At 69.0% G+C, this 26,859-nt stretch carries 25 protein-coding genes; 7 read left to right on the plus strand and 18 right to left on the minus strand.

The window, feature by feature from the left end:
- Positions 1-9: 9 nt before the first annotated feature.
- Together EV659_RS06665 and EV659_RS06670 are read right to left on the minus strand one after the other, a co-directional pair.
- Positions 10-978: a DMT family transporter gene (locus EV659_RS06665; protein WP_132708095.1), complete on the minus strand. Its 969-nt coding sequence runs from the start codon at positions 976-978 to the stop codon at positions 10-12.
- Positions 979-987: 9 nt separating this feature from the next.
- Entirely contained in the window at positions 988-1,320 is a 333-nt protein-coding gene (locus EV659_RS06670) for a DUF1491 family protein (RefSeq protein WP_132708096.1), read from the minus strand.
- 127 nt (positions 1,321-1,447) lie between these two features.
- Here EV659_RS06670 and bamJ point away from each other — a divergent pair, with 127 nt between their 5' ends.
- Positions 1,448-2,026 (plus strand): BamJ family beta-barrel-assembly machinery protein, encoded by a 579-nt coding sequence (bamJ, locus tag EV659_RS06675; protein WP_132708097.1) that lies wholly within the window; start codon positions 1,448-1,450, stop codon positions 2,024-2,026.
- A 77-nt stretch (positions 2,027-2,103) separates the two neighbouring features.
- Here bamJ and EV659_RS06680 read toward each other — a convergent pair whose 3' ends face one another.
- Positions 2,104-2,964 (minus strand): ion transporter, encoded by an 861-nt coding sequence (locus EV659_RS06680; protein WP_132708098.1) that lies wholly within the window; start codon positions 2,962-2,964, stop codon positions 2,104-2,106.
- Positions 2,965-3,016: 52 nt separating this feature from the next.
- Positions 3,017-3,223 carry a hypothetical protein gene (locus EV659_RS06685; RefSeq protein ID WP_132708099.1) on the minus strand — a complete coding sequence of 69 codons (207 nt, stop codon included), beginning with the start codon at positions 3,221-3,223 and terminating at the stop codon, positions 3,017-3,019.
- An 81-nt stretch (positions 3,224-3,304) separates the two neighbouring features.
- On the opposite strand from EV659_RS06685, the gene EV659_RS06690 reads away from it, so the two are divergent.
- The 5 genes from EV659_RS06690 (at position 3,305) to EV659_RS06710 (ending at position 7,763) form a co-directional block, all read left to right on the plus strand.
- On the plus strand, positions 3,305-4,330 hold the full coding sequence (locus tag EV659_RS06690) for a GNAT family N-acetyltransferase (protein ID WP_132708100.1): 1,026 nt from the start codon (positions 3,305-3,307) through the stop codon (positions 4,328-4,330).
- A 122-nt stretch (positions 4,331-4,452) separates the two neighbouring features.
- Entirely contained in the window at positions 4,453-5,712 is a 1,260-nt protein-coding gene (coaBC, locus tag EV659_RS06695; protein ID WP_132708101.1) for a bifunctional phosphopantothenoylcysteine decarboxylase/phosphopantothenate--cysteine ligase CoaBC, read from the plus strand.
- Positions 5,709-6,197, plus strand: coding sequence for a dUTP diphosphatase (gene dut / locus EV659_RS06700; protein WP_132708102.1), 489 nt, complete (start codon positions 5,709-5,711; stop codon positions 6,195-6,197). The genes coaBC and dut overlap by 4 nt, the downstream gene beginning before the upstream one ends.
- 140 nt (positions 6,198-6,337) lie before the next feature.
- On the plus strand, positions 6,338-6,823 hold the full coding sequence (locus EV659_RS06705; RefSeq protein WP_242463636.1) for an RrF2 family transcriptional regulator: 486 nt from the start codon (positions 6,338-6,340) through the stop codon (positions 6,821-6,823).
- Positions 6,824-6,992: 169 nt separating this feature from the next.
- Positions 6,993-7,763 carry a HesA/MoeB/ThiF family protein gene (locus tag EV659_RS06710; protein ID WP_132708104.1) on the plus strand — a complete coding sequence of 257 codons (771 nt, stop codon included), beginning with the start codon at positions 6,993-6,995 and terminating at the stop codon, positions 7,761-7,763.
- 74 nt (positions 7,764-7,837) lie between these two features.
- Here the strand turns inward: EV659_RS06710 and EV659_RS06715 are convergent, their stop codons facing one another.
- Positions 7,838-8,830, minus strand: a complete 993-nt coding sequence (locus EV659_RS06715) for a 2-hydroxyacid dehydrogenase (RefSeq protein ID WP_132708105.1) — start codon at positions 8,828-8,830, stop codon at positions 7,838-7,840.
- A 185-nt stretch (positions 8,831-9,015) separates the two neighbouring features.
- Between EV659_RS06715 and EV659_RS06720 the strand changes: the two genes are divergently transcribed.
- A complete protein-coding gene (locus tag EV659_RS06720; RefSeq protein ID WP_132708106.1) occupies positions 9,016-9,582 on the plus strand; it encodes an SH3 domain-containing protein in 567 nt (188 codons plus the stop codon).
- A 91-nt stretch (positions 9,583-9,673) separates the two neighbouring features.
- Here the strand turns inward: EV659_RS06720 and irrA are convergent, their stop codons facing one another.
- The 13 genes from irrA to EV659_RS06785 all read right to left on the minus strand — a co-directional run bounded on the left by irrA (position 9,674) and on the right by EV659_RS06785 (position 26,733).
- Entirely contained in the window at positions 9,674-10,123 is a 450-nt protein-coding gene (gene irrA, locus EV659_RS06725) for an iron response transcriptional regulator IrrA (protein WP_132708107.1), read from the minus strand.
- Positions 10,124-10,296: 173 nt separating this feature from the next.
- Positions 10,297-11,694 carry an NAD(P)H-dependent flavin oxidoreductase gene (locus EV659_RS06730; protein WP_132708108.1) on the minus strand — a complete coding sequence of 466 codons (1,398 nt, stop codon included), beginning with the start codon at positions 11,692-11,694 and terminating at the stop codon, positions 10,297-10,299.
- Between the two features lie 198 nt (positions 11,695-11,892).
- Entirely contained in the window at positions 11,893-14,037 is a 2,145-nt protein-coding gene (gene pnp / locus EV659_RS06735; RefSeq protein ID WP_132708109.1) for a polyribonucleotide nucleotidyltransferase, read from the minus strand.
- 221 nt (positions 14,038-14,258) lie between these two features.
- Positions 14,259-14,528, minus strand: a complete 270-nt coding sequence (gene rpsO, locus EV659_RS06740) for a 30S ribosomal protein S15 (protein WP_132708110.1) — start codon at positions 14,526-14,528, stop codon at positions 14,259-14,261.
- Between the two features lie 18 nt (positions 14,529-14,546).
- Positions 14,547-15,446 (minus strand): tRNA pseudouridine(55) synthase TruB, encoded by a 900-nt coding sequence (truB, locus tag EV659_RS06745; RefSeq protein ID WP_132708111.1) that lies wholly within the window; start codon positions 15,444-15,446, stop codon positions 14,547-14,549.
- Positions 15,447-15,450: 4 nt separating this feature from the next.
- A complete protein-coding gene (gene rbfA / locus EV659_RS06750) occupies positions 15,451-15,870 on the minus strand; it encodes a 30S ribosome-binding factor RbfA (RefSeq protein ID WP_200287915.1) in 420 nt (139 codons plus the stop codon).
- 181 nt (positions 15,871-16,051) lie between these two features.
- Positions 16,052-18,703 carry a translation initiation factor IF-2 gene (infB, locus tag EV659_RS06755; protein ID WP_132708113.1) on the minus strand — a complete coding sequence of 884 codons (2,652 nt, stop codon included), beginning with the start codon at positions 18,701-18,703 and terminating at the stop codon, positions 16,052-16,054.
- A gap of 11 nt (positions 18,704-18,714) precedes the next feature.
- Positions 18,715-19,581 (minus strand): RNA-binding protein, encoded by an 867-nt coding sequence (locus EV659_RS06760; protein ID WP_132708114.1) that lies wholly within the window; start codon positions 19,579-19,581, stop codon positions 18,715-18,717.
- A gap of 11 nt (positions 19,582-19,592) precedes the next feature.
- The gene (gene nusA, locus EV659_RS06765; RefSeq protein ID WP_132708115.1) at positions 19,593-21,362 is read right to left on the minus strand and encodes a transcription termination factor NusA; all 1,770 of its coding nucleotides are present in this window, start codon (positions 21,360-21,362) and stop codon (positions 19,593-19,595) included.
- A 4-nt stretch (positions 21,363-21,366) separates the two neighbouring features.
- Entirely contained in the window at positions 21,367-21,903 is a 537-nt protein-coding gene (gene rimP / locus EV659_RS06770; protein WP_132708116.1) for a ribosome maturation factor RimP, read from the minus strand.
- Between the two features lie 152 nt (positions 21,904-22,055).
- The gene (gene trmB, locus EV659_RS06775) at positions 22,056-22,823 is read right to left on the minus strand and encodes a tRNA (guanine(46)-N(7))-methyltransferase TrmB (RefSeq protein ID WP_132708117.1); all 768 of its coding nucleotides are present in this window, start codon (positions 22,821-22,823) and stop codon (positions 22,056-22,058) included.
- 81 nt (positions 22,824-22,904) lie between these two features.
- On the minus strand, positions 22,905-24,077 hold the full coding sequence (gene metK / locus EV659_RS06780; RefSeq protein WP_132708118.1) for a methionine adenosyltransferase: 1,173 nt from the start codon (positions 24,075-24,077) through the stop codon (positions 22,905-22,907).
- Positions 24,078-24,717: 640 nt separating this feature from the next.
- The gene (locus EV659_RS06785) at positions 24,718-26,733 is read right to left on the minus strand and encodes a protein meaA (protein ID WP_132708119.1); all 2,016 of its coding nucleotides are present in this window, start codon (positions 26,731-26,733) and stop codon (positions 24,718-24,720) included.
- Between the last annotated feature and the right edge of the window lie 126 nt (positions 26,734-26,859).

A 26,859-nucleotide genomic window follows, 5' to 3' on the forward strand; every position in this document is an offset into this window, starting at 1 on the left:
CGCCAGGGGCTAGCGGGCGCCGCGCCGGGCCAGCAGGATGCCCATCAGCACCATGGCACCGCCGGCCAGTTCCACCGGGCCCAGCGCCTCGCCGAACAGCACCCAGGCGACCAGGGCGGCGACCAGCGGCTGGATCAGCAGGCTGACCACGGTGAACGCCGGCGGCAGGTGGCGCACGGCGAAGATGATCAGCCCCTGGCCTGCCACCTGGCTGATCAGCGCCACGCCGATCAGCGGCGCCCAGCCGATGGCGCTGGTGGGCCAGAAATTGTCGCCGCTCAAGATCGCCACCGGCAACAACGCCAGCGCCGCGCCGCCGGTGACCGCCAGCACGGTGACCGGCGTCGACACATAGCGCCGGGCGGCGGCGGTGGACAGGAAATAGCCCGTGTACATGACCGCCGTGGCGACCCCCAACAGGTCGCCCAAGGGCCGCGTGCCGCCCAGGTCGAGCGACAGCCCGACCAGCAGTGCCGCGCCGCCGAGCGCCAGCACCACCCCGGCCAGATAGCTGCCCCGGAAGCGCTGGCCCAGCACGAAGAAGCCGAACAGCGGCACGAACACGGTCGACAGATTGGTCAGCAGGGTCGCGTTGGCGACGCTGGTCAGGGTGATCGACCAGTGCCACAGGCTCAGATCGGCGGCGAAGAACAGCCCCGCCGCGATCATGAACACCAGCCCGCGCCGGTGGCCGGGGGCGGGCAGGGCGCCGTCGGGCGGCGGGCCGCGCCGGGCGGCGTTGGCCCTCGCCACCCAGGCCGCACTCAGACCCAAAAGCGGCGTCGCCAGCGCCATGCGCCAGAACGCCGAGGCCACCGGGTCGACGCCCGCCTCGCTCGCCAGGCGCACGAAGATCGGTGCGAAGCCGATGCCGACCGCGCCGGCCAGCAACAAGGGCAGCGCCAGACGCGCGCCCGGCTCGGCGGTCGGGGCGGTGGCGGTTTCGGGGGCGGGTGCGGCGGCGGAACGGTCGGTCATGACCCTCGCTTACGCCGGCCAGGCGGCGGGGTCCAGCACCGACTTGGGGTCTTCGATCTCGATCACCCAAAGGTCGGTATCGACCCGGCGGCGTTTGGCGATGATCTCCTCGGCGCGCGGGCCCGCGACCGCCGGGCCGTCGAGACCGCGCCACAGCGCGGCGCCGTCGAAGCCGGTCACCGGTTCGAGCATCAGACAGCCGGCGTCGAAGCGGTCGAGCTTGACCAGCAGCGCGCCGCGTTCGGCCTCGCCCCGGTGGCGCAGGGCGGCGAACAATCCCTGCGCCTGGGCCAGGCGGATCAGCCCCTCGGCGCGCATCGCGGCGGTCAGGCGGTGGGTCATGGTTTGGCCCCATAGATCGGCGCATTGTCAAAGGGTCTGGCGGCCCTCTATAGACCGCCGGTGACGACCCCTGCAAACCGTAGCGGAGCGGCCGCGCGTGCGTCGGTCGCCCGAGGGATGGAGAGCCATGCACCGACGACCCCTGATCGCCGCCGCCCTGGTGGCGCTTCTGCCGGCCCTTGCCGCCTGCGACAAGCCGGCCGACGACCGCAGCGCCGATGCCACCGCCCCCGTCGAGCCCACGGCGACCGCGGGCGACGACGCGGCGGTGTCGAAAGCCTATGCCGAGCTCATGGAGATGGGCACCGGCGACATGACCCAGGACCGGGCGTTCCTCAAGGTCTATGCCCAGCGCGACGATGTGATCCGCCGCGACAGCGGCCTGCTCTATCGGGTGATCGAGGAAGGCGACGGCGCCACGCCCGAGCCCGGCGCCATGGTGCGCGTGCACTATCGCGGCCAGTTCATCGACGGTAGCGAGTTCGACAGCTCCTACAGCCGCGGCGAGCCGGCGGTGTTCCCCTCCGACCGGTTGATCGCCGGCTGGGTCGAGGCGCTGGCGTTGATGCAGGAAGGCGACACCTGGGAGTTGGTGGTGCCGGCCGACCTCGGCTATGGCGCCGGCGGCAAGGGCAAGATCCCCGGCGGCGCGACCCTGGTGTTCCAGGTCTCGCTGCTCGACGTGGTCAGCCAGCCGGGCGGCTGACCCGCGCTTACCGGTCGGGGGCTCGTCCGGGCGTCGCCCGGCCGGGTCGCCCCGGTCGCCCCGACCCGGTATGGGCCTTATGAGCCGGCCTTTGGACCGCCCTCCGCGGTGGCCTGGTGCAGATGGCGGGCCATGTCGGCGCGCAGGTCGGTCAGGTCCTGCGCCATGGTGTCGAGCCGGGCCAGAAGCCGGGCCTCCTCGGCCGCCGAGATGGCCTCGGCGGTCTCGGCCATGGCGGCGACGGCGCGTTCCTGTTCGGCCTTGTGCACGGCGGCCATGCTGTCGACCACGATGGCGACGAACAGGTTCAGCACCGCGAACGAGGTGACCAGGATGAACGGCACGAAGAACGCCCAGGCATAGGGATAGACCGCCATCACCGGGCGCACGATGCCGGCCGACCAACTCTCCAGGGTCATGATCTGGAACAGCGTGTAGAGGCTGGCGCCGATCGAGCCGAACCAGTCGGGGAACTGGTCGCCGAACAGATTGGTGGTGATCACCGCCCCCACATAGAAGATCAGCAGCAACAGCGCGGCCACCGTCGAGATGCCGGGGATCGCCGCCAGCAGCGCGTCGACCACCCGGCGCATCTGCGGCACCACCGACATCAGCCGCAGCACCCGAAGCACCCGCAGCGCGCGCAACACCTCCAAGGCGCCGGCGGCGGGCAGCAGGCCGATCGCGACCACGACGAAATCGAACAGGTTCCAGCCATTGCGGAAGAAATCGTGACGCCGGGCGTAGATCTTGGCGGCGATCTCGACCACGAACACGGCCAGGACCAGCCGGTTGACCGCCATCATCGCCGGTCCGGCGACGGCCATCGCCCGGTCCCAGGTCTCCAGCCCCAGAACGATCGCATTGATCAGAATGAGCCCGGTGATGATCCGGACCGTGGTCGGGTGATAGACCCAGCGTTCCACCGTCTCGCGCATGGCCTGTCTCTCCTGGCGTCTCGTCGGATGGGTCGCGCGGGATCGCCGGCGCCTATCCGGCCAGCAGGCAGAAGACGCCGTAGCAGCGGTCGAGCGCGAAGCGAAACACCAGATAGAGCACCAGGTCCAGCAATGCCAGTAGCCCCAAAAGCGGGCCGAACAGGTACAGCCCCACCAGCATCGGCGCCCAGAGGGTCAGTTTCGGGCCGGCCAGGCGATGGCCCATCACCGTCTCGACTTTCGCGCGTCCTTTGGCCATGGTTTGCCCCTTGATCGGCGGCGCTTCGCCCCCTTGGCGGTCAGCGCGCCGGGCCAGCGCCGAGGGTGGGAGAGCGTTCGAGTGGATATCCAATCGCGCAGCGTAACGCGCTTTGACCACTGGGCAAAGCTGTGGGCGCCGCTCGTCGAGCGCGGGCCGCAGCCCTTGCAGCAAAGCTGGGGCTATGGGGCGGCGGTGGCCGAGCAGGGCGCGGCGGTCGAGCGGCTGTGCGTCGAGCTCGACGGCCGGCCGGTGGCGCTCGCCCAGACCGCCGGGCGGCGGTTGGCCGGCGGGTTGGTGCGCTTGACCCTGTTGATGGGCGGGCCGGCCTGGATCGACCCCGAGCCCGACCCGGCGGTGCAGGCGGCGGTGGTGCGCCATCTGCGTCGTGCCCACCCACGCTTTCGCCGGCGTTTTCTGATCGTTCAGCCCGACCTGGCCGACACCGACGCGGCGCGGCGGGTGCTGCGCCGGGCCGGCCTGCGTCGGGTGATGACCGGGGTCGCGCCGGTGCGCCTTGACTTGGCGCCCGAGCCGGAGCAGTTGCGCGCCGGGCTCAAGGGCAAATGGCGCAACGCCCTCAAGGGGGCCGAAGCGGCGGGCCTGGAGGTGGTGGAAGGCGGCGCCCGGGCGAGCGCCTATCAATGGCTGCTGGCGCGCGAGGTGGCGCAGCGCGGGCTGGCCGGCTATCTGGCGCCGCCGGTGGACATGGTCGAGGCGTTTGCCAAGGCCGAGGCGGGCGCCAAGCCGGGCCAGAGAGGCGGCGGCCGGGCGCGCGGGGCCAAGCCGGCCAAGAGCCCCGAGCGAAAGCCGCCGACAGCGCCGGTGCTGACGCTGACCGCGCTCGACGGCCGCGACAAGCTGGCCGGGCAGTTGTTCCTGGTTCACGGCGCCACTGCCACCTACCATATCGGCTGGAGCGGCGAGGCCGGCCGGGCGACGGGGGCGCACAATCTGCTGCTGTGGCGGGCCATGCTGGCATTGCGGGCGCGCGGCGTGCGCTGGCTCGACCTGGGGCCGGTGGACACCGCCGCGGGCGCCGGCATCGCGCGCTTCAAGCTCGGTACCGGCGCCGAACCGCAGGTGCAGGTGGGGTCCTGGCTTTAGGCGCCCCATGGCCCGGCTTGTGGCGCCACCGCCCGGCGGTTATAGCGGCGGGGCCGTGTTCGGGGAATGCGCGGGCGGCGGACGCGGGCGGCGGTTCTGACCCGATCTGAAGGAGGGCGGCGATGCTATTGGATGGCAAGCGGATTTTGCTGATCATCGGCGGCGGTATCGCGGCCTATAAGGCGCTCGACCTGATCCGCCGGCTGCGCGAGGCGGGGGCGCGGGTGCGCCCGGTGCTGACCGCCGGCGGCGCCGAGTTCATCACCCCCTTGTCGGCTGCGGCGCTGGCCGAGGACCATTGCTACACCGACCTGTTCTCGCTCAAGGACGAGGCCGAGATGGGCCATATCCGCCTGTCGCGCGAGGCCGATCTGGTGCTGGTGGCGCCGGCCACCGCCGACCTGATGGCCAAGATGGCCCATGGCCACGCCAACGATCTGGCGTCGACGGTGCTGCTGGCCACCGACAAGCCGGTGCTGGTGGCGCCGTCGATGAACAGCTTCATGTGGCAACACCCGGCGACCCGGCGCAACCTGGCGACGCTTGAGCGCGACGGCATCGGCATGGTGGCGCCGGGGGTGGGCGATCTGGCGTGCGGCGAGACCGGCGCCGGCCGCCTGGCCGAGGTGGCCGACATCGTCGCCGCCGTGGCGCGGCGGCTGGGGACGGCGGCGCCGGGTCTGGCCCCTGCTGCCGGGGCGTCCGGGCCGCTCGCCGGCCGGCGGGTGCTGGTGACCGCCGGGCCGACCCACGAGCCCATCGACCCGGTGCGCTATCTGGCCAACCGGTCGTCGGGCAAGCAGGGCTTCGCGCTGGCGGGCGCCCTGGCCCGGGTCGGGGCCGAGGTGGTGCTGGTCGCCGGGCCGTGCGCCCTGGCGACGCCCGCCGGGGTCACCCGGGTCGATGTGGAGACGGCGCGCGAGATGCTGTCGGCGTGTCGCGACGCCTTGCCGGTGGACGCCGCCATCTGCGTGGCGGCGGTGGCCGACTGGCGGGTTGCCGAGACCGGCGCGCAAAAGCTCAAGAAGGACGCCACGGGCGGCGCGCCGCCGGCGCTCGCCCTGACCGAAAACCCGGACATTCTGGCGACGTTGGCGCAGCTTGAGACCGGCCGGCCGGCATTGGTGGTGGGTTTCGCGGCCGAGACCGACCGGGTGCTCGACCACGCGCGGGCCAAGCGCGCGCGCAAGCGCTGCGACTGGATCGTCGCCAACGACGTCTCGGCGGCCACCGGCATCATGGGCGGCGACGACACCGCTGTGACGGTGATCACCGACGCCGGCGAGGACGCCTTGCCCGCCGGGTCCAAGGTGGCGGTGGCCGAGGCGCTGGCCGCGCGCATCGCCGCCGCCTTGACGCCGACGCCGGAGACCACGGCGTGACCGCCGACGCGGGCGACCGGGCCGGGCGGCAACCGGTGCGCGTGGCGGTGCGGCGGCTGGCCCATGGGGCCGACCTGGCGTTACCGGCCTATGAGACCGCCGGCGCGGCCGGGTTGGACCTGCGCGCCGCCCTGGGCGTGACGGCCGACCCGCTGGTGCTGGCGCCGGGCGCCCGCGCGCTGGTGCCCACCGGCTTGGCGATCGCGCTGCCGCCGGGCTATGAGGCGCAGGTGCGCCCGCGTTCGGGGCTGGCGGTGCGGCTGGGGCTGACCGTGCTCAACAGCCCCGGCACCGTCGATGCCGACTATCGCGGCGAGATCAAGGTGCCGCTGATCAACCATGGCCAAGCAGCGGTGACGATCGAACACGGCATGCGCATCGCGCAGATGGTGATCGCCCCGGTGACCCGGGCGACGCTGGTCGAGGCGGCGGAACTCGACGCCACGGCGCGCGGCGAGGGTGGCTTCGGTTCCACCGGGCATTGAGCCGGCCAGGGCGCCCCCCGGCACTTTTTTAAGAATGGGATCAACAACACAAGTCTGTGACTTGCACGTGAGTCGCGGCACTTTCATTTATAGTAACTCCAATGCCAACCAGCGGCTGTGCTGAACACGAAGGTGCTGCCATGATAAAACTCCCTCGTAAGGTAGCGTATGTGTTTGAGGCCCTTGTCGAATTGGCGCGCACCGCGGGTAGCGGCCCGCTCGCCTCGCGGGCCCTGGCGGAACGACAGCAGATCCCGGCGCGCTATCTGGAGCAGGCCCTGCAACGTCTGGTGCGGGACGGCATCCTCGAAGGTGTGCGCGGACCGCGGGGCGGCTATCGGCTGGCCCGCCGGCCCGACGACATTCCGCTGAGTGCGGTGGTGCGCGCGACGCTGGAAGCCGAGGGCGAGAGCCCGGACAGCCCCTATGAGACCAAGTCGGAGATCGGTGCGGCGGTCATCCAGCCGCTGTTTCTGGACCTGGAGCGCTCGCTGATGCAGCGGCTTGGCGCGCTGACCGTGGCCGACCTGGTGGTGCGCGCCGATCAGGCCGGGGCGCTGGCGGTCGTCGGGCGCGCCCATGCGGGGTTCAAACCGATGAGCGCGGCCGCCGTGCCCACGTCCTGACCCCGGCTCGGCCGGGGATCGGACCGGTCTGGAGGCGAACGCCGATGGGGCCTGCCAGTGGCGGGCGATGGCGACTATCGCTGCCGCGGTTGGCGGGCGGGGCGTGACGGCGTCGGGCGGGCTGTGGCACAAGGGAGCGGTCCGCCGTTCCGACCGAGAGCCCTGCCCCATGGCCCTGACCGACGATCAACTCGACCGCTATGCGCGCCATCTGGTGCTCCACGATGTGGGCGGGCCGGGCCAACGCCGGCTGTTGGCGGCGCGGGTGCTGGTGGTCGGCGCCGGCGGCCTGGGCGCGCCGGTGCTGGCCTATCTGGCCGCCGCCGGTATTGGCTGTCTGCATCTGATCGACGATGACCGGGTCGACCTGTCGAACCTGCAACGCCAGGTCTTGTTCGCCACCGACGATATCGGCCGCGCCAAGGGACAGGTGGCGGCCGAGCGGCTGGCGGCGCTCAACCCCGATGTGCGGGTGGTGGTCCACGAGCGGCGCCTGACCGCCGACAATGCCGCCGATCTGGTCGCGCCGGTGGATCTGGTGGTCGACGGCAGCGACACCTTCGCCACCCGGCTGGCGGTCTCGGACGCCTGCGTGGCCGCCGGCCGGCCGCTGGTCAGCGCCGCCATCGCCCGCTTCGAGGGTCAGGTGGGGGTGTTCGCGCCGGCGCTGGCCGGGCCGTGTTATCGCTGCTTCGTGGGCGCGGCGCCCGAGAGCGACCGCGACCGCTGTGCCGAGGTGGGGGTGATGGGGGCGCTCGCCGGGCTCCTGGGCTCGTGGGCGGCGCTCGAAGCGATCAAGTGGGTCGCCGGTGCGGGCGAACCGCTCCTGGGCCGGCTGATGCTCGTGGACGCGCTCACCAACCGCACCCGCACGGTGGCCATCGCGCCCGATCCGGCGTGCCCGGCCTGTGGCGGCCAGGGGGCGGCGCGCACCGCTTGATCCCTGACCGGGCGGGGGCCGTGTGCGCCCGGTGTCGCGAGACCCGGGCCCGTCCGTCGGGCCGACCGGCGCGCTTAGAACAGCCCTTCGAGCACCCGGTCGGGCGGTGTGTGGCCGTCGGCGAAGGTCTTGATGTTGACCAGCACCTTCTCGCCCATGTCGATGCGCGCCTCGTGGGTCGACGAGCCCATGTGCGGCAGGCAAACCACATTGTCGAGCGCCTTGAGCTTGGGGTTGACCGCCGGTTCGTGCTCATAGACGTCGAGCCCGGCACCGCCCAACTCGCCCGCTTCCAGCATGCGTGCCAGCGCGTTCTCGTCGATCACCTCGCCGCGCGACGTGTTGATCACATAGGCGTGCGGCTGCAACAGTTTGAGCCGCCGGGCCGACAGCAGGTGGAAGGTTGCCGGGGTGTGCGGGCAGTTCACCGACACGATGTCCATGCGCGCCAGCATCTGGTCCAGGCTCTCCCAATAGGTGGCCTCGAACTCGCGCTCGACCGCCTCGGGCAGGCGGGTGCGGTTGTGATAGTGGATCGACAGGCCGAACGCCTTGGCGCGCCGGGCCACCGCCTGGCCGATCCGGCCCATGCCGATGATCCCCAGCCGCTTGCCCCAGATCCGGTGGCCGAGCAGCCCGGTGGGCGACCAGCCGTGCCACTCGTCGCGGGCCAGCAGGCGGATGCCCTCGGCCATGCGCCGCGGCACCGCCAGGATCAGCGCCATGGTCAGGTCGGCGGTGTCCTCGGTCAGCACGCCGGGGGTGTTGGTCACCGTGATCGCGCGCTGGCGCGCGGTGGCCAGGTCGATATGGTCGATGCCATTGCCGAAATTGGCGATCAGCTTGAGCTGCGGGCCGGCGGCGCTGAGCACGCCGGCATCGATGCGGTCGGTGACCGTGGGCACCAGCACGTCGGCCTCGGCGACCGCCTGGCGCAATGCCGCGGTGTCCATCGGCGCATCGTCTTGGTTCAGGCGCACGTCGAACAGCTCCGCCATGCGGGTTTCGATCGGGGCCGGGAGCGTGCGGGTGACGACAACTTTCGGGCGCGGCCGGGGGTCAGCCATGGCAGATCCTCACCGTTGGGGAGAATGGTCTTGAAAACAGACTGTTCTGGCTTCCTAAAGCAGCCGGGCGGACGGCGCAACTGCGCGCCCGCCCCGCCCCACTGTGGCGCCAGGCCCGGCCGGTGTCGCGGCCGCGGCGCCCGGGCGCTTGACCGGCGGTCGCACGGCAGCGCACAACATGGGCCATGAGACGCAAGGTTCGGCAGGTCTGTCTGGCACTGGGGGCGCTGGCCGTGGCGGTCGCTGCGGGGCCGTCCGGCGCCGGTGCGCAGCCGGTGGCGCGCGACCATGTGTCCGCGGGGCCGTCGGGCCAGCCGGTCCCGCGCTTCGTGTCGCTGCGTGCCTCGAAGGCCAATATGCGCGTCGGCCCCGATCGCAAGTATCCAATCCGCTGGCAATACCGGCGTCCGGGCCTGCCGTTGCTGGTGGTCGGTGAGTTCGACGTTTGGCGCGAGGTGCGCGACCCCGAAGGCGATACCGGCTGGATGCACGTGGCGCTGTTGACCGGCGCGCGCACGGTCATGGTCGCGGGTCAGCGCCCGGCGGTGTTGCGTCACAGAGCCGAGGCGGGCGCACCGGGCCTGTTGGAGGCCGAGCCGGGGGTCACCGGCGATCTGCTCGGCTGCACGGGCGCCTGGTGCGAGGTGCGGATCGGCGCGCGCACCGGCTGGTTGCCGCGGGCGCGGCTGTGGGGTGTGTTCGCCGAGCGCCCCGGTCGACGGGGCGAAAAAAAACCCCGGACGGGTGGGTAGTCCGTCACGGGGTTTCAAAGCGGTGCCGGTGCGAGGCCGGCGATCGGGGTCGGCGGTTGGCCGCCCCGGAAGCGGGCTAAAGGCCTGCGGCTCAGGCGGCTTCGTCCACGGTGAAGATGACGTGGACGTTGGCCACTTTACCGCGCGGCGCCTCGGGCATCTTCGAGACCACCACCTCGTCCTGGTGAATGTCCTTCAATTCACCGGACTGTTTGAAGTAGAAGTGGTGGTGATCCTCGGTGTTGGTGTCGAAATAGGTCCGCGAGGGTTCGATCACCAGTTCCTTGAGCAGCCCGGCTTCGGTGAATTGGTGCAGGGTGTTGTACACCGTGGCCAGGGAGACCTTGATGCCGCCGGTCACGGCATCTTCGTGCAGCGATTCCGCGGTCACATGACGGTCACCTTCATGGTCGAACAACAGACGGGCGAGCGCCAGACGTTGACGGGTGGGGCGCAGGCCGGCCTGACGCAGCTTTTCCAGGAGAACGGCGTAGGGACGCAGATTCTCCGATGCCGCGTGATCAATATTCGGCTTAGCCATGGGTTGTCTTCTCTCCTTGTTACAATGTGTAAACTTTGTTCATTTTTCTGATCAAGAAAATCGTCGTGTCATCAAAGCGGTGCGCTTTCGCGCGGATTTCCGGCGCTTTGAGGTGCACGACGAGCTCTTAATGTTCTTATTTAGATCATTCTAGGGCGCTATGTCAACCCTGTTCAATTTCCTGTGAGGATGCGATCGAACAACTGCCGGACGGTGGGCACGAAGCCGTTCGAATAAAAGGGATCACGGGCGAAATTGTGGGCATTGTGGCCGGCGAACACCAGGTTGTTTTCGACGCTGCCGCCATGTGCCACGTCCTGCAGGGTCTTCTGGATGCAGAAGCTGCGCGGGTCGGCCTTGCGCCCGGTCGAGTTCTTGTCGTTGTCGGCCCAGTTGGAAAAGCTGCACTGGCTCAGACAGCCCATGCAATCGGCCTGATCCTTGCGGATTTCCGCCGCCTTTTCGGGCGTTACGAAGATCAGCGTATCGTCGGGGGTCTTCAGCGGTTCGGTGAAGCCGGCGGCCAGCCATTGTTCGGCCTTGGCCTTGTCGTCGGGCGACACGAACAGCGCCTTGCGCCCGCTGTCGAACAGCGGCACCGACAACTCGCCCTCGGGCGCGCCGGCCACCGGGATCTGGCGTTCCGAGCGCGCCTGCAGCTCCAGCAGGAAGGGGTTGTTGACCGCCGAGGAATAGAAGCCGGTGGGCGAGAACTGGTGCAGGAACACGTCGCCCTCGTCGAGCGCCAGCAGCTTCTGTTTCCAGGCGTCCGAAATCGGGCTTTCCTGGGTCAGCAGCGGCCGGGTGCCGAACTGGAACGCGATCGGGCCCAATTCGTCATTGTCGATCCACTGTTCCCATTCGCGCAGGTACCAGACCCCGCCGGCCATGACGATCGGCACCTCGGGCACGTTCATCGCCCGCATGGTCTCGCGCAGCGCCTTGACGCGCGGATAGGGGTCTTGCGGCTGGGTCGGGTCTTCGGCGTTGCTCAACCCGTTATGGCCGCCCGCCTTCCACGGGTCTTCATAGACCACCGCGCCGAGATAGTCGGAGAATTTGCTGTAGGCGCGCTTCCACAGTGCTCGGAACGCGCGGCCCGACGACACGATGGGGTAGTAATAGACGCCATACCCCGACGCGATCTCGGCCAGGCGATAGGGCATGCCGGCGCCGCAGGTGACGCCGTGGACCAGTTCGCGGGTGCGTTCGAGCACCCCGTGCAGAACCCGCTGGGCGCCGCCCATTTCCCACAGCACATTGATGTTGATGGCGCCCAAGCCCTTGGACACCTCATAGGCCCGGCGCACCTGGTCGATGCCGCCGCGGATCGCATAGGCGACCAGTTCTTCATGGCGCTCGCGCCGGGTCCGGCCGTGATAGATCTGCGGGATCACGTCGCCGTTTTCGTCATAGCTGTCGGCATTGACCGCCGAGACGGTGCCGACGCCGCCGGCCAATGCCCACGGCCCCGACGACGCGCCCGAGGTCACGGCAACGCCCTTGCCGCCTTCGATCAAGGGCAGGATCTCGCGGCCGCCGAGGCGGATCGGATTCAAGGTTTTCATCACAGCAATCCCCCAACACAACACGGGACGAAACAGGCGGTCCTGGCCATGCCCGATCGGGCTAAACAGGACTGAAATAGTCCGTGTTCGATAGATATGACATGGGCGGCATTGCCCAGACAAGCAACCCCGCCCCGTCACCGTGACGACACGGCGCGGCAGTCACCCTGTGGCATCCTGCCGCGCCGGTCATGATCTGGCTCAGCCCTTCCGACCGCCGCCGGGCTTCTTGGCCGGGCGGGTGTCTTCCAGTTCTTCACCGGTTTCCTGGTTCACGAGGCGCATGGACAGGCGCACCTTACCGCGGTCGTCCACGTCGAGCACCTTGACCTTCACCATGTCGCCTTCATTGACCACGTCGGTGACCTTGTTGACCCGGTCCTCGGTCAGTTCCGAGATGTGGACCAGGCCGTCGCGGCTGCCGATGAAGTTGACGAAGGCGCCGAAGTCCATGATGCGGACCACCTTGCCGTCGTAGATGTGGCCGATCTCGGGCTCGGCGACGATGCCGGTGATCCACTTCTTGGCCGCCTCGATCTTGTCGCCGTCGGCCGACGCGATCTTGATGGTGCCGTCGTCCTCGATGTCCACCTTGGCGCCGGTGGTCTCGACGATCTCGCGGATCACCTTGCCGCCGGTGCCGATCACTTCGCGGATCTTCTCGGTCGGGATGCTGATCGTCTCGATGCGCGGAGCGTAGCGCGACATTTCGGTGCGGCTGTCGGAAATCGCCCGGCCCATCTCGCCCATGATGTGGTCGCGCCCGCCCTTGGCCTGGGCCAGCGCCTTGGACATGATCTCTTCGGTGATGCCGGTGATCTTGATGTCCATCTGCAGCGAGGTGATGCCCTCGTCGGTGCCGGCGACCTTGAAGTCCATGTCGCCCAGATGGTCCTCGTCGCCGAGGATGTCCGACAACACGGCGAATCGGTCGCCGTCCTTGATCAGCCCCATGGCGATGCCCGAGACCGGCCGGGTGATCGGCACGCCGGCGTCCATGAGCGCGAGCGAGGTGCCGCACACGGTGGCCATGGACGACGAGCCGTTGCTCTCGGTGATCTCCGAGACCACGCGGATCGTGTAGGGGAAGGCGTCGCGGGTCGGCATCACGCCCTTGATGGCGCGATAGGCGAGCTTGCCGTGGCCGATTTCGCGCCGGCCGGTAAAGCCGACCCGGCCGGTTTCACCCACCGAATAGGGCGGGAAGTTGTAGTGCAGCATGAAGTGCTCGCGGTAGCTGCCGCTGAGCGCGTCGACGATCTGCTCGTCCTCGCCGGTGCCGAGGGTGACCACCACCAGCGCCTGGGTTTCGCCGCGGGTGAACAGCGCCGAGCCGTGGCTGCGCGGCAGCACTTCCACTTCCGACAGGATCGGCCGCACCTGGTCGAGCGCGCGGCCGTCGATGCGCGGCTTGCCGTCCAGGATGTTGCCCCGCACGATGCTCTTTTCCAGGCCCTTGAACAGGTCGGCCAACAGCAGCGGCTCGATGTCGTCGCGGCCCTCGAAGGCGGCGACCATCTTGTCCTTGGCGGCCGCCACCGCCTGGGTGCGGGCCTGCTTTTCGGTGATCTGATAGGCGGCTTCCAGGTCGGCCAGCACCAGGTCGCGGATTTCGGCTTCAAGCGCGCCATGGTCGGCCGGTTCGGGCAGGTCCCACGGCTCCTTGGCGGCTTCCTCGGCCAGTTCGATGATCGCATCGACCACCGGCTGCATCTGCTTGTGGCCGAACATGACCGCGCCGAGCATGGTCTCTTCGTCCAGTTCCTTGGCCTCCGACTCGACCATCAGCACGGCCTGCTGGGTGCCGGCGACCACCAGGTCGAGCGCGGTGTCTTCCATCTGCGCCAGCGTCGGGTTGAGGATATACTGGCCGTCCGTGTAGCCGACGCGCGCGCCGGCGATCGGGCCGAGGAACGGGATCCCCGACAGGGTCAGCGCCGCCGACGCCCCGATCATGGCGACCACATCGGGGTCGTTTTCCATGTCGTGGCTCAAGACGGTGCAGATCACCTGGGTGTCGTTCTTGAAATCGGCCGGGAACAAGGGCCGGATCGGCCGGTCGATCAACCGGCTGGTCAGCGTCTCTTTTTCCGACGGCCGGCCTTCGCGCTTGAAGAAACCGCCCGGGATCTTGCCCGCCGCATAGGTCTTTTCCTGATAATTGACCGTCAGCGGGAAGAAGTCCTGCCCCGGCTTGACCGAGCGCGCGGCGCACACGGTGCACAGCACCGCGGTTTCGCCATAGGTGGCGAGCACCGCTCCGTCGGCCTGACGGGCGATGTGGCCGGTCTCGATGGTCAGGGTGCGACCACCCCATTCCAGGGTCTTACGGTAGATATCGAACATGCCTTCGCTATGCCTTTGTCATGGCCGGTGGGTGTGCCACTCCCCTGCCACCGGCGTCGGCGGGACCCTATGCCCCGCCCCTGTCTCATACGGCGTGCCCCCGGCGAAAGAAGTGGAACGAGCCGGAAGCCTATGATGTGGGCTTCGTCCGGGCGGCGCCGCAAGGGGCTACCCGAACAGCAAAAGGCCGGCACGTTGGGTGCGCCGGCCTTCGGCAGTGACTATTTACGCAAGCCCAGGCTCTTGATGAGCGCGCTGTAGCGGTTCTGGTCGTTGCGCTTGAGGTAATCAAGCAGACGACGCCGCTTGTTGACCAGCTTCAGAAGCCCACGGCGGGAGTGGTTGTCCCCCTTATGGGTCTTGAAGTGTTCGGTCAGATTGGTGATCCGCTCGGTCAGCACCGCCACCTGCACTTCGGGCGACCCGGTGTCGCCGTCTTTGGTGGCATATTGCTTGATCAGTTCCTGCTTGCGTTCAGGCGTAATCGACATCGGCCAACTCCTAAGGCGCTAAAGATTGAACACACGCACGGGCTGGGCTTCTCCGGACCAACATTCGGCGACGGCAATCAGGCCCTCGCCGCGGACGATCCGGACCAACCCTTCCTGCGTTGTGGGGAGACGGAGGCCTTGACCGTGGCGCACACGATCCGCCTCGCCTTCCGTGACGGCCAGTGCCGGGATGTCGGCCAGCGCGGTCATCACGGGAAGAGGGATCTCCTCCGGCGGCGCACTATGGCTGAGCGCCTCCAGTTTTTCCAGCGAAATCGCTTGGCTTTCGTCGAACGGGCCGACGCTGGTGCGGCGCAGCGCCGAGACATGGCCAAGGGTGCCCAGGGCCTCGGCCAGATCGCGCGCCAGGCTGCGCACATAGGTGCCGGCGCCGCAGCTCATCTCCAGGCGCGACCAGCCCTCGACGTCATTGTGTTCGACCAGCTCCAGACTGTCGATTTCCACCGGCCGGGCCTCCAATTCCACGATCTCGCCCTCGCGCGCCAGGTCGTAGGCGCGCCGGCCGTCCACCTTGATCGCCGAGAACGCCGGCGGCACCTGGTCGATGGTGCCGACGAAGTCGTCCAGATGCGCCTCGATCGCCGGCGCCGTGGGCGTGGCGCCGCCGGTCTCGGTGACCTGGCCGTCGCGGTCGAGGGTGTCGCGCGCCTCGCCCCAGGCGATGGTGAAGTCGTAGGTCTTGGTGTTGTCGACGATGAACGCCATGGCCTTGGTGGCTTCGCCCAGGCCGATGGGCAGGATGCCGGTGGCGAGCGGGTCGAGGGTACCGGCAAAGCCCGCCTTCTGGGGCTTGACCAGACGCTTGACCGCGCCCAGGGCGGCGTTCGAGGTCATGTCGGCGGGCTTGTCGAGCACGATCCAGCCATTGAGTTTATTGCCGCGACGGCGCCGGGCCATGGGGCTAGTCCTTCTTCTGTTCTTGGTCGTTTGGGTCGGGGGCGGCGTCGGCGTCTGAGTCGTCGGGCGCCGGATCGAGGTCGCGGCGCACCTTGTCGGAGCGCAGCACCCGGTCGATCTGGTCGGCCTCGTCGAAGCTGTCGTCGAGCGCGAAGCGCAGCGCCGGGGTATGTTTGAGCACCACCCGGCGGCCGAGCCGGCCGCGCAGATATTTGGCGTGACGGTTGAGCGCTTCGACCGCCGCCGTCTCGCCGCGTCCGCCCAAGGGCACGATGAACACGGTGGCGTTCTTGAGATCGGGGCTGACTTGGACCTCGGTGACGGTCAGGGTCAGCGGATCGATGGCGCGGTCGGGCAGGTCCTCGCCGCGCAGGATGTCCGACAGGGTATGGCGTAGGCTTTCGCCGACGCGCAACTGTCGCACGCTAGGCCCCTTCGACGGGCCGGCTGTCTTCTTTGCCGCCACGGTGGCTGTCCTCTTGCATTGGGGCCCGAGGGCGTCGGGTGCGGGCCCGCACACGCGACGCGGCGGGCGCGCAAACGGCACCGGGCCGCCGAAGTCGCTCGGCGGCCCGGGGTCGCGGCGTCATGCCGCCCGCCGGCGGTCAGAGCTGGCGCGCGTGCTCGGTCTGCACGTAGCACTCGATCTGGTCGCCCTTCTTCACGTCCATGAAGTTGGCGAACATCAGGCCGCATTCGGTGCCGGCCTCGACCTCGCGCACATCGTCCTTGAAGCGGCGCAGCGAGGCGATGTCGCCTTCATAGACCACCACATCGTCGCGCAGGATCCGGCACTTGGCGCCGGCCCGCATCTTGCCGTCGAGCACCAGACAGCCGGCCGCCCGGCCGCGCTTGCCGGCGGTGAACACCTCGCGCACCTCGGCCAGGCCCAGGGTTTCCTCGCGCACTTCCGGCGCCAACTGCCCGGCCATCAACTCGCGCATGTCGTCGATCAGGTCGTAGATGACGGCATAATATTGGATCGCCACGCCGTTCTGTTCGGCGGCGTCGCGGGCCTGCTTGTTGGCGCGGACGTTGAAGCCCAGGATGATCGCTTCGGATGCCGCTGCAAGGGTGACATCGCTTTCGGTGATGCCGCCGACTGCCGCGTGCAGCACCCGCGCGCGGATATCCTCGTTGCCGATCTTCTCCAGCGACGACACGATCGCCTCCACCGAGCCCTGCACGTCACCCTTGACGACGATCGGGAATTCGGTGGCCTGCTTCTCGCGGATCGCCGAGAACATGCTCTCCAGGCTCGCCGGGGCGGCGGTGGTGCGCTTCGAGCGCAGCTTTTCCTGGCGGTATTCGTGAATCTCGCGGGCGCGCGCTTCGTTCTCGACCACGGCGAAATCGTCGCCGGCCGACGGCGTGCCCTGCAAGCCCAACACTTCCACCGGCTGGGCCGGCCCGGCACTCTTCAGTTGCTGGCCGCGCTCGTCGACCAGCGCGCGCACCCGGCCCCACTCGGCGCCGGCGACGAACACATCGCCCACCTTGAGCGTGCCGCGCCGGACCAGCAGGCTGGCCACCGGACCGCGACCGCGTTCCAGCTTGGCCTCGATGACCACGCCGTCGGCGTTGCGGTCGGGGTTGGCCTTGAGTTCCAACAATTCCGACTGCAGCAGGATGGCCTCTTCCAGCTTGTCCAGATTGGTGCCCTGCAAGGCCGACACTTCCACATCCTGGATGTCGCCGCCCATGGCTTCGACCACCAACTCGTGTTGCAGCAGTTCGTTGCGCACCCGGGTCGGATCGGCGCCCGGCTTGTCGATCTTGTTGATCGCCACGATGATCGGCACCTCGGCGGCCTTGGCGTGGTTAATCGCCTCGACCGTCTGGGGCATGATGCCGTCGTCGGCGGCGACCACCAGCACCACGATGTCGGTCACGCCGGCGCCGCGTTGGCGCATCTGGGTGAACGCTTCGTGGCCCGGGGTGTCCAGGAAGGTGATCTTGTTGCCGTCGCCCAACTGCACCTGATAGGCGCCGATATGCTGGGTGATGCCACCGGCCTCGCCGGCGACCACGTCGGTCTTGCGCAGCGCGTCGAGCAGCGAGGTCTTGCCGTGGTCCACATGGCCCATGACGGTGACCACCGGCGCGCGCGAGCGCAGATCGCCGGCATCGTCCTCGTCGCCGATCAGGCCTTCTTCCACATCCGCTTCCGACACGCGCTTCACCTTGTGACCGAACTCTTCCACCACGAGCTGCGCGGTGTCCTGGTCCAGCGTTTGATTGATCGTCGCCATGACGCCCATGCCCATCAGCGCCTTGATGACGGCAGGGGCTTTTTCGGCCATGCGTTGGGCCAGTTCCTGGACGGTGATCGCCTCGGGGATCACCACCTCGCGGCTCTTGCGCTCGGCCTTGTCGCCATCGCCGGCGATTTCGCGTTGGCGCCGGCGGCGTTCGCGCCGCTTGGCGGCGGCTTCCGAGCGCTGACGTTCGTCGTCGTCGGCGAGCGCGCGGGTCACCGTCAGCTTGCCGCTGCGGCGCTTTTCCTCGCCCCGGCCCTTGGACGCCTTGGCGGCCTCGGCCTTCTTGGCGGCGGCACCCTTGGCGCCCTTCTTCTTGCGCGCGCCGGCGCTGTCGGCCGACTCGGCCTCGGGCGTCCCGGCGGCGCGCGCGGCGGCCCGGGCGCGCTCGGTGCGCTTGCGCGCCTCCTCGCTCTCCTGTTCGAGCCGGGCGGCCTCTTCGGCCTTGCGCCGCTCTTCCTGCTCGCGGGCCTTGCGAGCCTTGTCCTCGGCGGCCTGCTTGGCGGCTTCCTCGGCCCGGCGCCGGGCTTCGGTCTCGGCGGCGGCCTCTTCCTGTTCAGCCTGGGCCTGCTCGGCCTCGCGCGCCTTGCGCAGCGCCTCTTCTTCACGCCGGCGGCGTTCTTCCTCGACCTTGCGCCGTTCGGCCTCTTCCTGCGCCTGGCGCAGGGCGCCGGTGCGCGCCGCGATCTCGGCCTGGGTCAGACCGCCGCGTCCGCCGCCCTGGGGCCGGCGCGGTTTCTGCGCCCCGCCGCGTCCGCCGCCGGTCGGCGCGGGTTTCGCCTCGCCGGTTTTCTGCGGGGCGGCCTGCTCGTTGGTCGCGGCGTCGGCGTCCGCGGCGGCGCCCGGTCCCTTCTTCAGGGTCCGCTTGCGCTTGCGTTCGACCACCACGGGCTTCGACCGGCCGTGGCTGAACGATTGGCGCACCTTGCCGGTCTCCACGCCCTTACCGGCGCCGAGCGTTCCGCGTCCCGAAAGTGTCAGCTTTTTTTCGTCACTCATGCCGCTTCAATTCAACCTTTCTCGTCGGGAACAATCCCGGCATGTCCGGTCTCGATGCCTCGGTACCGGGCTAGCCGCTTGACATCAAGCAGCAGTGTTCGCGCGCCGCCGCTAGGATTAACAGCGGCGTGTACCACATTTCCCCGGCCCAACGCCAAGGACAATTCCTGGCGGTCGAACAGGTCGACCACCGTGACGCCCGCACCGGCCAGCCGGTCGAGCTTGGCGCGGCCATCCGCGGCGGCGTCGGCCGCGTGGATCAGCACCGCCGTTTGACCCCGGCGCAGCGCTTCGGCGACCTTCTCGAAGCCGGTGACCACATGGCCCGCGCCGCGCTCCAGACCCAAACGGTCCAGGCAGCGCCGCGCCAGCAGCCGGTCGATCCAGTCGGCCAGGTCGCCCGGCACCTGCTCGGCCGCCACCGGCGCCTTGAAGCCGCGCGCTGCCAGGCCCTGAAAGCGCCGCTTGGCCAACGCGGTTTCCAGCGCCGCCCGGTCGGGCTCCAGCCAGCATCCGCGCCCGGGCAGCTTGGCCGCCACGTCGGGGACGATCTCGCCCGCCGGGCCACGCGCCAAGCGGATCAGGGTTTCCGCCGGCGCCGTGTCACCGGTCAGGATGCCGCGTCGCTCGGGCGCCGCCTTGCGCCTTTGCGCGGGCGTTGCGGCGCGCGCCGGGCGGTCAGCACCGCCGTCCGTGCCCTTGCCGGTGTCGTTGGCGGCCTTATCACCCGTGCCGGTGCCGTCGGCCTCGGCCGCGTCGCGCGCGCCCTGGCCCCGGTGCGGTCGCCGCCGGGCCTTGGCCCGGGGCGGCGGCGACCCGGCAGGCGCTCTGCCACCGGCTCGGGCCCCGGCTCGGCGCTTGGGCGAGGATTTGGCCATCGCGCGCCGGCTCAGTCGGCGGACCCTTCGTCCGCTTTCTTGTCGGTTCCGTCGCCGAGCGTATCGCCGGGCGTGTCGGCGTCCTCGGCCGCCGCGGCGTCCGCCCCGACTTCCGCTTCGGCCCCGGCTTCCGCTTCGGCGCGGGCGGCGTCGGCGGCGGCGATCTCTTCGGTCACCTCGTCGATCTTGGCCTGGTCGACGCCGGCGGCGCGCATCGCCGCTTCGGCTTCTTCCGCGGCGCTCTCGGCGGTTTTCAGGTCCTCAGGGGTGATCCAGCCGGCCTTGAGGCGGGCCGCCATGATCATGGTGGTGGCGTCGGATTCGCTAACCCCCATGCCGCGCAGCGGCGCGTCCTTGTCGCCCATCAACTCCTCGGCGATGAAGCCGGCGAAGTCTTCGAGCGTCAGCACGCCCGCTTCGCCCAGCTTGACCAGCATGGCCGCGGTCAGGCCGTCGATCTCGGCGATGGGGTCCTCGACGCCCAGTTCCTTACGCTTGTCGTCGAGTCGCTGTTCCTCGCGCTCGATCGCTTCCTGGGCGCGGCGTTGCAGCTCCTGCGCCAGGTCCTCGTCGAAGCCGCCGATGGTCAGCAATTCGTCGAGGTCCACATAGGCGACCTCTTCAAGGTCGGTGAAGTTTTCGGCGACCAGCAACTGAGCCAGGGTCTCGTCCACGTCCAGCGCTTCGATGAGGTACTTGGTCTGCTCCTCGAACTCTTTCTGGCGGCGTTCGGATTCCTCGGCCTCGGTCATGATGTCGATGGTCCAGCCGGTCAGTTGGCTGGCCAGGCGCACATTCTGACCGCGCCGGCCGATCGCCAGCGACAACTGGTCGTCGGGCACCACCACCTCGATGCGGCCGGCTTCCTCGTCGAGCACCACCTTGGTGACCTCGGCGGGCGCCAGGGCGTTGACCACGAAGGTGGCGGCCTCGGGCGACCAGGGGATGATGTCGATCTTTTCGCCCTGCAACTCGCTGACCACCGCCTGGACGCGGCTGCCGCGCATGCCGACGCACGCACCCACCGGGTCGATCGACGAGTCGTTGGAGATCACGGCGATCTTGGCGCGGCTGCCCGGATCGCGCGCGACCGCGCGGATCTCGATGATGCCGTCGTAGATTTCGGGCACTTCCTGGCCGAACAGCTGGCTCATGAACTCGGGCTTGGTCCGGCTCATGAAGATCTGCGGGCCGCGGGTTTCCCGGCGCACGTCATAGATGAAGCCGCGGATGCGGTCGGACTGGCGCAGATGCTCGCGCGGGATCACCTGGTCGCGGCGCATGATCGCCTCGGCGCGGCCCAGGTCGATGATCACATTGCCGTATTCCAGGCGTTTGATGACCCCGGTGACGATTTCGCCGACCCGGTCCTTGTATTCGTTGTACTGGCGCTCGCGCTCGGCATCGCGCACCTTCTGGACGATCACCTGCTTGGCGGTCTGGGCGGCGATGCGGCCGAAATCGAGCGGCGGCAGGCTGTCGGCGAGAAAGTCGCCGATCTGGGCGTCGGGCTTTTCCACCTTGGCGTCTTTCAGGCCGATCTGGGTCGCCGGGTCCTCGACGGTTTCGACCACCTCCATGACCCGGAACAGGCGGATGTCGCCGTTCTTGCGGTCGATCTGGGCGCGGATTTCGTGCTCGGGGCCGTAGCGCGAGCGCGCGGCCTTCTGGATCGCGTCTTCCATGGCGCCCAGGACCAGGTCCCGGTCGATCAGCTTCTCGCGCGCCACGGCGTCGGCGATCTGCAACAGTTCCAGCCGGTTGGCACTCACCGTCGACATCGTCTCATTCCCCTCTGGACGGGCCGTTGGGCGGCGTCGGGCCATCGGGCTGCCCGGCGGTAACCGCCGCAATCAGGTCATCGGTCAAGATCAGTTTGGCCTTGGCCACATGGGCGAGCGGCAGGCGGAGGGTCTCCGCGCCCACGTCCAGCAGCACCTCGGCCGCCTCAAGCCCGCGCAGCCGCCCCTTGAAGCGGCGCTGACCGTCGTCGCGCGGGGTATCCAACTCGACCTTGGCGTCGAAGCCGGCCCAGCGTTCGAAATCCTTGGGCCGGGTCAACGGCCGGTCGATGCCCGGCGACGACACTTCGAGATTGTACTCGCCCGGGATCGGATCTTCCACATCCAACAGCGTCGATACCTCGCGGCTGAGCGTGGCGCAATCGTCGACGGACATGGTGCCGTCGGCGCGCTCGGCCATGATCTGCAGCACCGGGCTGCCGCCGCCGGTGAAGGTCACGCGCACCAGTTCAAAGCCCAGAGCCTCAGCCGTGGGTTCGATCAGGCGGCGGATATCGCTACGGTCGTCGGACGCGGTCATCGCGATCCCTGCACTATGAAGCATGTCAAATACGAAAAGAGCGGGCCCAAGGCTGGACCCACTCGCAATCAGCTTGCGTCTGGACCTTTTAGGTAAGGCAAATCGCTGGCCGATGCAAGCTTTGCGTGGCCCGGCCCCGGGGTGCGCGGCGCTCAGGTCGGGCTGTCGGTGCGCACCAGACGGAAGAACACCGGCGTGCGGCCTTCGCGCTCGGCCTTGCTGGCATAGCGGGTGATCGGCCAGTCGGCGCTGGGTCGGCGCCAGTCGGCCGGGCGCTCGGCGGTCCAGCGAAAATCGCTGCGCTGGGCGATCTGCACCGCCATCCAGGCCTTGTAGATGGGGTCGTCGGTGGACAGGCGCAACTCGCCGCCGGGGCGCAGGATGCGCGCCATGGCGTCGAGCGGCTCGGGGTTGACCAGCCGGCGCCGGGCGTGGCGGGCCTTGGGCCACGGGTCGGGCTGCAACAGGAAGATGCGGCCGACGCTGGCGTCGGGCAGGGCGTCGATCACATCGCGCGCGTCGTCGTCATAGACCCGGACATTGGCGAGCCCGTCGGCGTCGATCCGGTCGAGCAGGGCGGCCAGGCCGTTCTGATAGGGCTCGCAGCCGATGAAGCCGATGCGCGGGTTCTCGCCCGCCTGCCAGGCCAGATGCTCGCCCTTGCCGAAGCCGATTTCCAGCCACAGGTCGTCGATCGGTCGGTCGAACAGCCGCGCCGGGTCGAGCCCATCGGCACCGGCGGCCGACGCCGGGTCGGCCGGGTCGGGTAGGCCGACGCGCAGTCGGGGCAGCAGGGTGTCGATCAGCGCCTGCTTGCGCGGCGACAGGCGCGGGCCGCGTCGGCGGCCGAAGAAACGGCGCAGCGGGTCGGGGCGGTCGGCGTCCGTGTCCGCGTCGGTGGGTCGGCTTGGGTCGGTCATGGCGGCCCCGTTTGAGACGACGAGGGGCCGCGCCGGTGTCCCGACGCGGCCCCCGCCCAATGGATCGGAACGACCCGGCGCTTACAGCAGCTTCTTCAGTTCGTCCACCAGATCGGTGCGCTCCCAGCTGAAACCGCCATCGGCGTCGGGGGTGCGGCCGAAATGGCCATAGGCCGCGGTGCGGGCATAGATCGGCCGGGCCAGTTGCAGATGTTCGCGAATGCCGCGCGGCGACAGGTTGACCAGGTCGCGCAGCGCCTGGGCGATCTTGGCTTCCTTCGCCCGGCCGGTACCGTCGGTGTTGACATAGACCGACAGCGGCTTGGCGACGCCGATAGCGTAGCTGAGTTGGATGGTGCAGCGCTCGGCGAGGCCGGCGGCGACCACGTTCTTCGCCAAGTAGCGCGCCGCATAGGCGGCCGAACGGTCGACCTTGGAGGGGTCCTTGCCCGAGAACGCACCGCCGCCGTGCGGAGCCGCGCCGCCATAGGTATCGACGATGATCTTGCGCCCGGTCAGCCCGGCGTCGCCGTCGGGGCCGCCAATGATGAACTGGCCGGTGGGATTGACGTAGAATTCGTCTTCGGGCGGCATCCAGCCCTCGGGCAGCACGCCTTCCACATGTCGACGGACGATCTCGCGCAGGTCCTTCTGATCGACGCCTTCCTTGTGCTGGGTGGAGACGACAACGGTGGTGGCGCGTACCGGCTTGCCGTCCTTGTACTCCAGCGTCACCTGGCTCTTGGCGTCGGGTTCGAGCATCGGCTCGGCGCCCGACTTGCGGCTCTTGGCCATCGACTTGAGGATTTCGTGGCTGAACTGGATCGGCGCGGGCATCAGCGCGTCGGTCTCATTGGTGGCGAAGCCGAACATAATGCCCTGGTCGCCGGCGCCCTCTTCCTCGAACGCGCCCTGGCCTTCTTCCACGCCCATGGCGATGTCGGCCGATTGTTCGTGCAGATAGCAGTCGAACGCCGACTTCTGCCAGTGGAAGCCGTCTTGTTCGTAGCCGATGTCCTTGACCGCTTCGCGCGCCACCTGTTCGAGCGTGTCGTGGGTGATCTGCTTGGGACCGCGCACCTCGCCGGCCAACACGATGCGGTTGGTGGTTACCAGGGTTTCGCAGGCGACCTTCGATGTGGGATCGGCTTCCAGATAGGTGTCCAGCACGGCGTCGGAAATACGGTCCGAGACCTTGTCGGGGTGACCTTCAGATACCGATTCACTGGTGAACATATAATCTTTGAGGCTCACGAAAAGTCTCCTGTTTATCGAGGGACCAGCGAGGCGATCCGAGCCGGATGCCGCGTCGAATTGGCTCGGGTCATAACAAGATGCCCCTGCGACAACAAGCATAAAGAAATCTTTATATCGTTATGTGGACAATAACACTTTGATCCAGAAGCGCTTTTTTCTGTCCATCGGAGGTTGGCGCAGGCTCTGCCGACGCCCCGTCCGACTTGGGGCGGGGGACTTTCGGGCGGTTTCGTCCGGTGATGCGCCCGGCGGTCGGCGTTGGGGCTCGATGGATCGCCTTAGGCGCTACGCCGGTCACGGCTGGCTTGCGCGCGCGTCGTTCACGCCCGGATGGGCGGTGGCGGCCTGTCCCGGGGGCGTCCGAGCGACCGGGCATGTGTGTCCGCGGCCGCGGCGCGGCCCGGGCTTGGGGCCCCGCGCCGAGGGGCGGCGGCGACTGAATGACGTCGCTGCGTTCGCAAGGACAAGGGGGCTAGGCGGGCGTTTTTCCGTCCGTCCGATCATACCGCCCCGCCAACCGACAGGCGCGGGGCACCAGGCAACCGGCGCCGGGGACGGGGCGGTTGAGGGGCGGGCGGACGGGGCCTCGTCCATCCGCTCGGGGCCGGTCGCCGCACCGGCAGGCCGGGGCCAGCGCTCAGGCGGCGGCGCGGGCGTCCACCAGGGCGGCGATCTCGGCCATGATGCGGGTGATCTGGAAGTCCTTGGGGGTGTAGACCTCCGCCACGCCGGCGGCCTTGAGCGTTTCGGCGTCGGCGGGCGGGATGATGCCGCCGACCACCACCGGCACCTCGGCGATGCCCGCCTTGGCCAGCCGCTCCATCACGTCGCGCACCAGCGCCACATGGCTGCCCGACAGGATCGACAGGCCGATCACGTGCACGCCTTCTTCGACCGCAGCGTTGACGATCTCGGCCGGGGTCAGGCGGATGCCCTCATAGACCACCTCCATGCCGCTGTCGCGCGCCCGCGCGGCGATCTGTTCGGCGCCGTTGGAATGGCCGTCGAGCCCCGGCTTGCCGACCAGGAACTTCAGCCGCCGGCCGAGCCGCTCGGACACCGCGTCCACCTGTGCGCGCACCTCGGCCAGGTCGGCGGCGCTGTCGCGCATGGCGGTGCCGACGCCGGTGGGCGCGCGATAGTCGCCGAACACCCGGCGCAGGGTCTCGCCCCACTCGCCGGTGGTGCCGCCGGCCTTGGCGAGCGCGATCGACGGGCCCATGATGTTGCCGCCGTCGCGCGCCGCGGCGTCGAGCTCGGCCAGGGCGGCGTCGACGGCGGCCTGGTCGCGGCCGTCGCGCCAGGCGTTGAGCGCGGCGATCTGCTCGGCCTCGACCCGTTCGTCGACCTTCAAGATGCCGTCGCCGTCGCCGGTGGTCAGCGGGCTCGGCTCGGTCTCGGTATAGGCGTTGACGCCGATCACCACCTGCTCGCCCGATTCGATGCCAACGGTTCGGACACCGTTCGATTCCACCAGCTTGCGCTTCATATAGGCGTTGTCGATGGCGGCGACCGCGCCGCCCATGGCGTCGATGCGCGCCAATTCGGCGCGCGCCTTGTCTTTCAAGTCGTCCACCTTGGCCTGGACCACCGGCGAGCCGTCGAACAGGTCGCCATATTCCAACAGGTCGGTCTCCTGCGCCATGATCTGTTGCAGGCGCAGCGACCATTGCTGGTCCCACGGCCGCGGCAGGCCCAACGCTTCGTTCCAGGCCGGCAATTGCACCGCCCGGGCGCGCGCCTTCTTGGACAGCACCACCGCCAGCATCTCGATCAGGATGCGATAGACATTGTTTTCGGGCTGCTGCTCGGTCAGGCCCAACGAGTTGACCTGCACGCCATAGCGGAAGCGGCGGAACTTGGGGTCCTCGACGCCGTAGCGGGTGCGGCAGATCTCGTCCCACAGCTCGGTGAAGGCGCGCATCTTGCACAATTCGGTGACGAAGCGGATGCCGGCATTGACGAAGAAGCTGATCCGCCCGACCACGCGCGCGAAGTCGGCCTCGGCCACCTGGCCCTGCGCCTTGACGGTGTCGAGCACCGCGCACGCGGTGGCCAGCGCAAAGGCCAGTTCCTGTTCGGGCGTCGCGCCGGCCTCTTGCAGGTGGTAGCTGCACACATTGGTCGGGTTCCACTTGGGCATGTGGTTGACCGTGTAGGCGACCACGTCGCCGATCAGGCGCAGGCTCGGCTCGGGCGGGAACATATAGGTGCCGCGCGACAGATATTCCTTGATGATATCGTTCTGCACCGTGCCCATCAGCTTGGACGGGTCGGCGCCCTGTTCCTCGGCGAGCGCGATATAGAGTGCCAACAGCCACGGCGCGGTGGCGTTGATGGTCATCGAGGTGTTCATCTGGTCGAGCGGGATCTGGTCGAACAGCGCGCGCATGTCGCCGAGATGGTTGACCGGCACGCCGACCTTGCCGACCTCGCCCTTGGCGAGCGGATGGTCGCTGTCATAGCCGGTCTGGGTCGGCAGGTCGAAGGCCACCGACAGCCCGGTCTGCCCCTTGGCCAGATTGGTCCGGTAAAGCGCGTTCGATGCGGCGGCCGAGGAATGGCCCGAATAGGTGCGGATCAGCCATGGCCGGTCGCGCTCTGGGCGCTCAGCGGGCGCGCTGCTGGCCTCGGGGGTCGCCTGGTCGGTCATACGCTCGTCTCCTGTCACGTCACGCCCTTATCGCGCACACGTTGATATCACCAATGTCACGTCTCTGTCGCGGCGGGCCGCTCTTCTGTCGCAGCGGGCCGCTCTGGCTGCCTCTCCTGACCAGCG

Source organism: Rhodothalassium salexigens DSM 2132, from assembly GCF_004341375.1.
Lineage (GTDB): Bacteria > Pseudomonadota > Alphaproteobacteria > Sphingomonadales > Rhodothalassiaceae > Rhodothalassium > Rhodothalassium salexigens.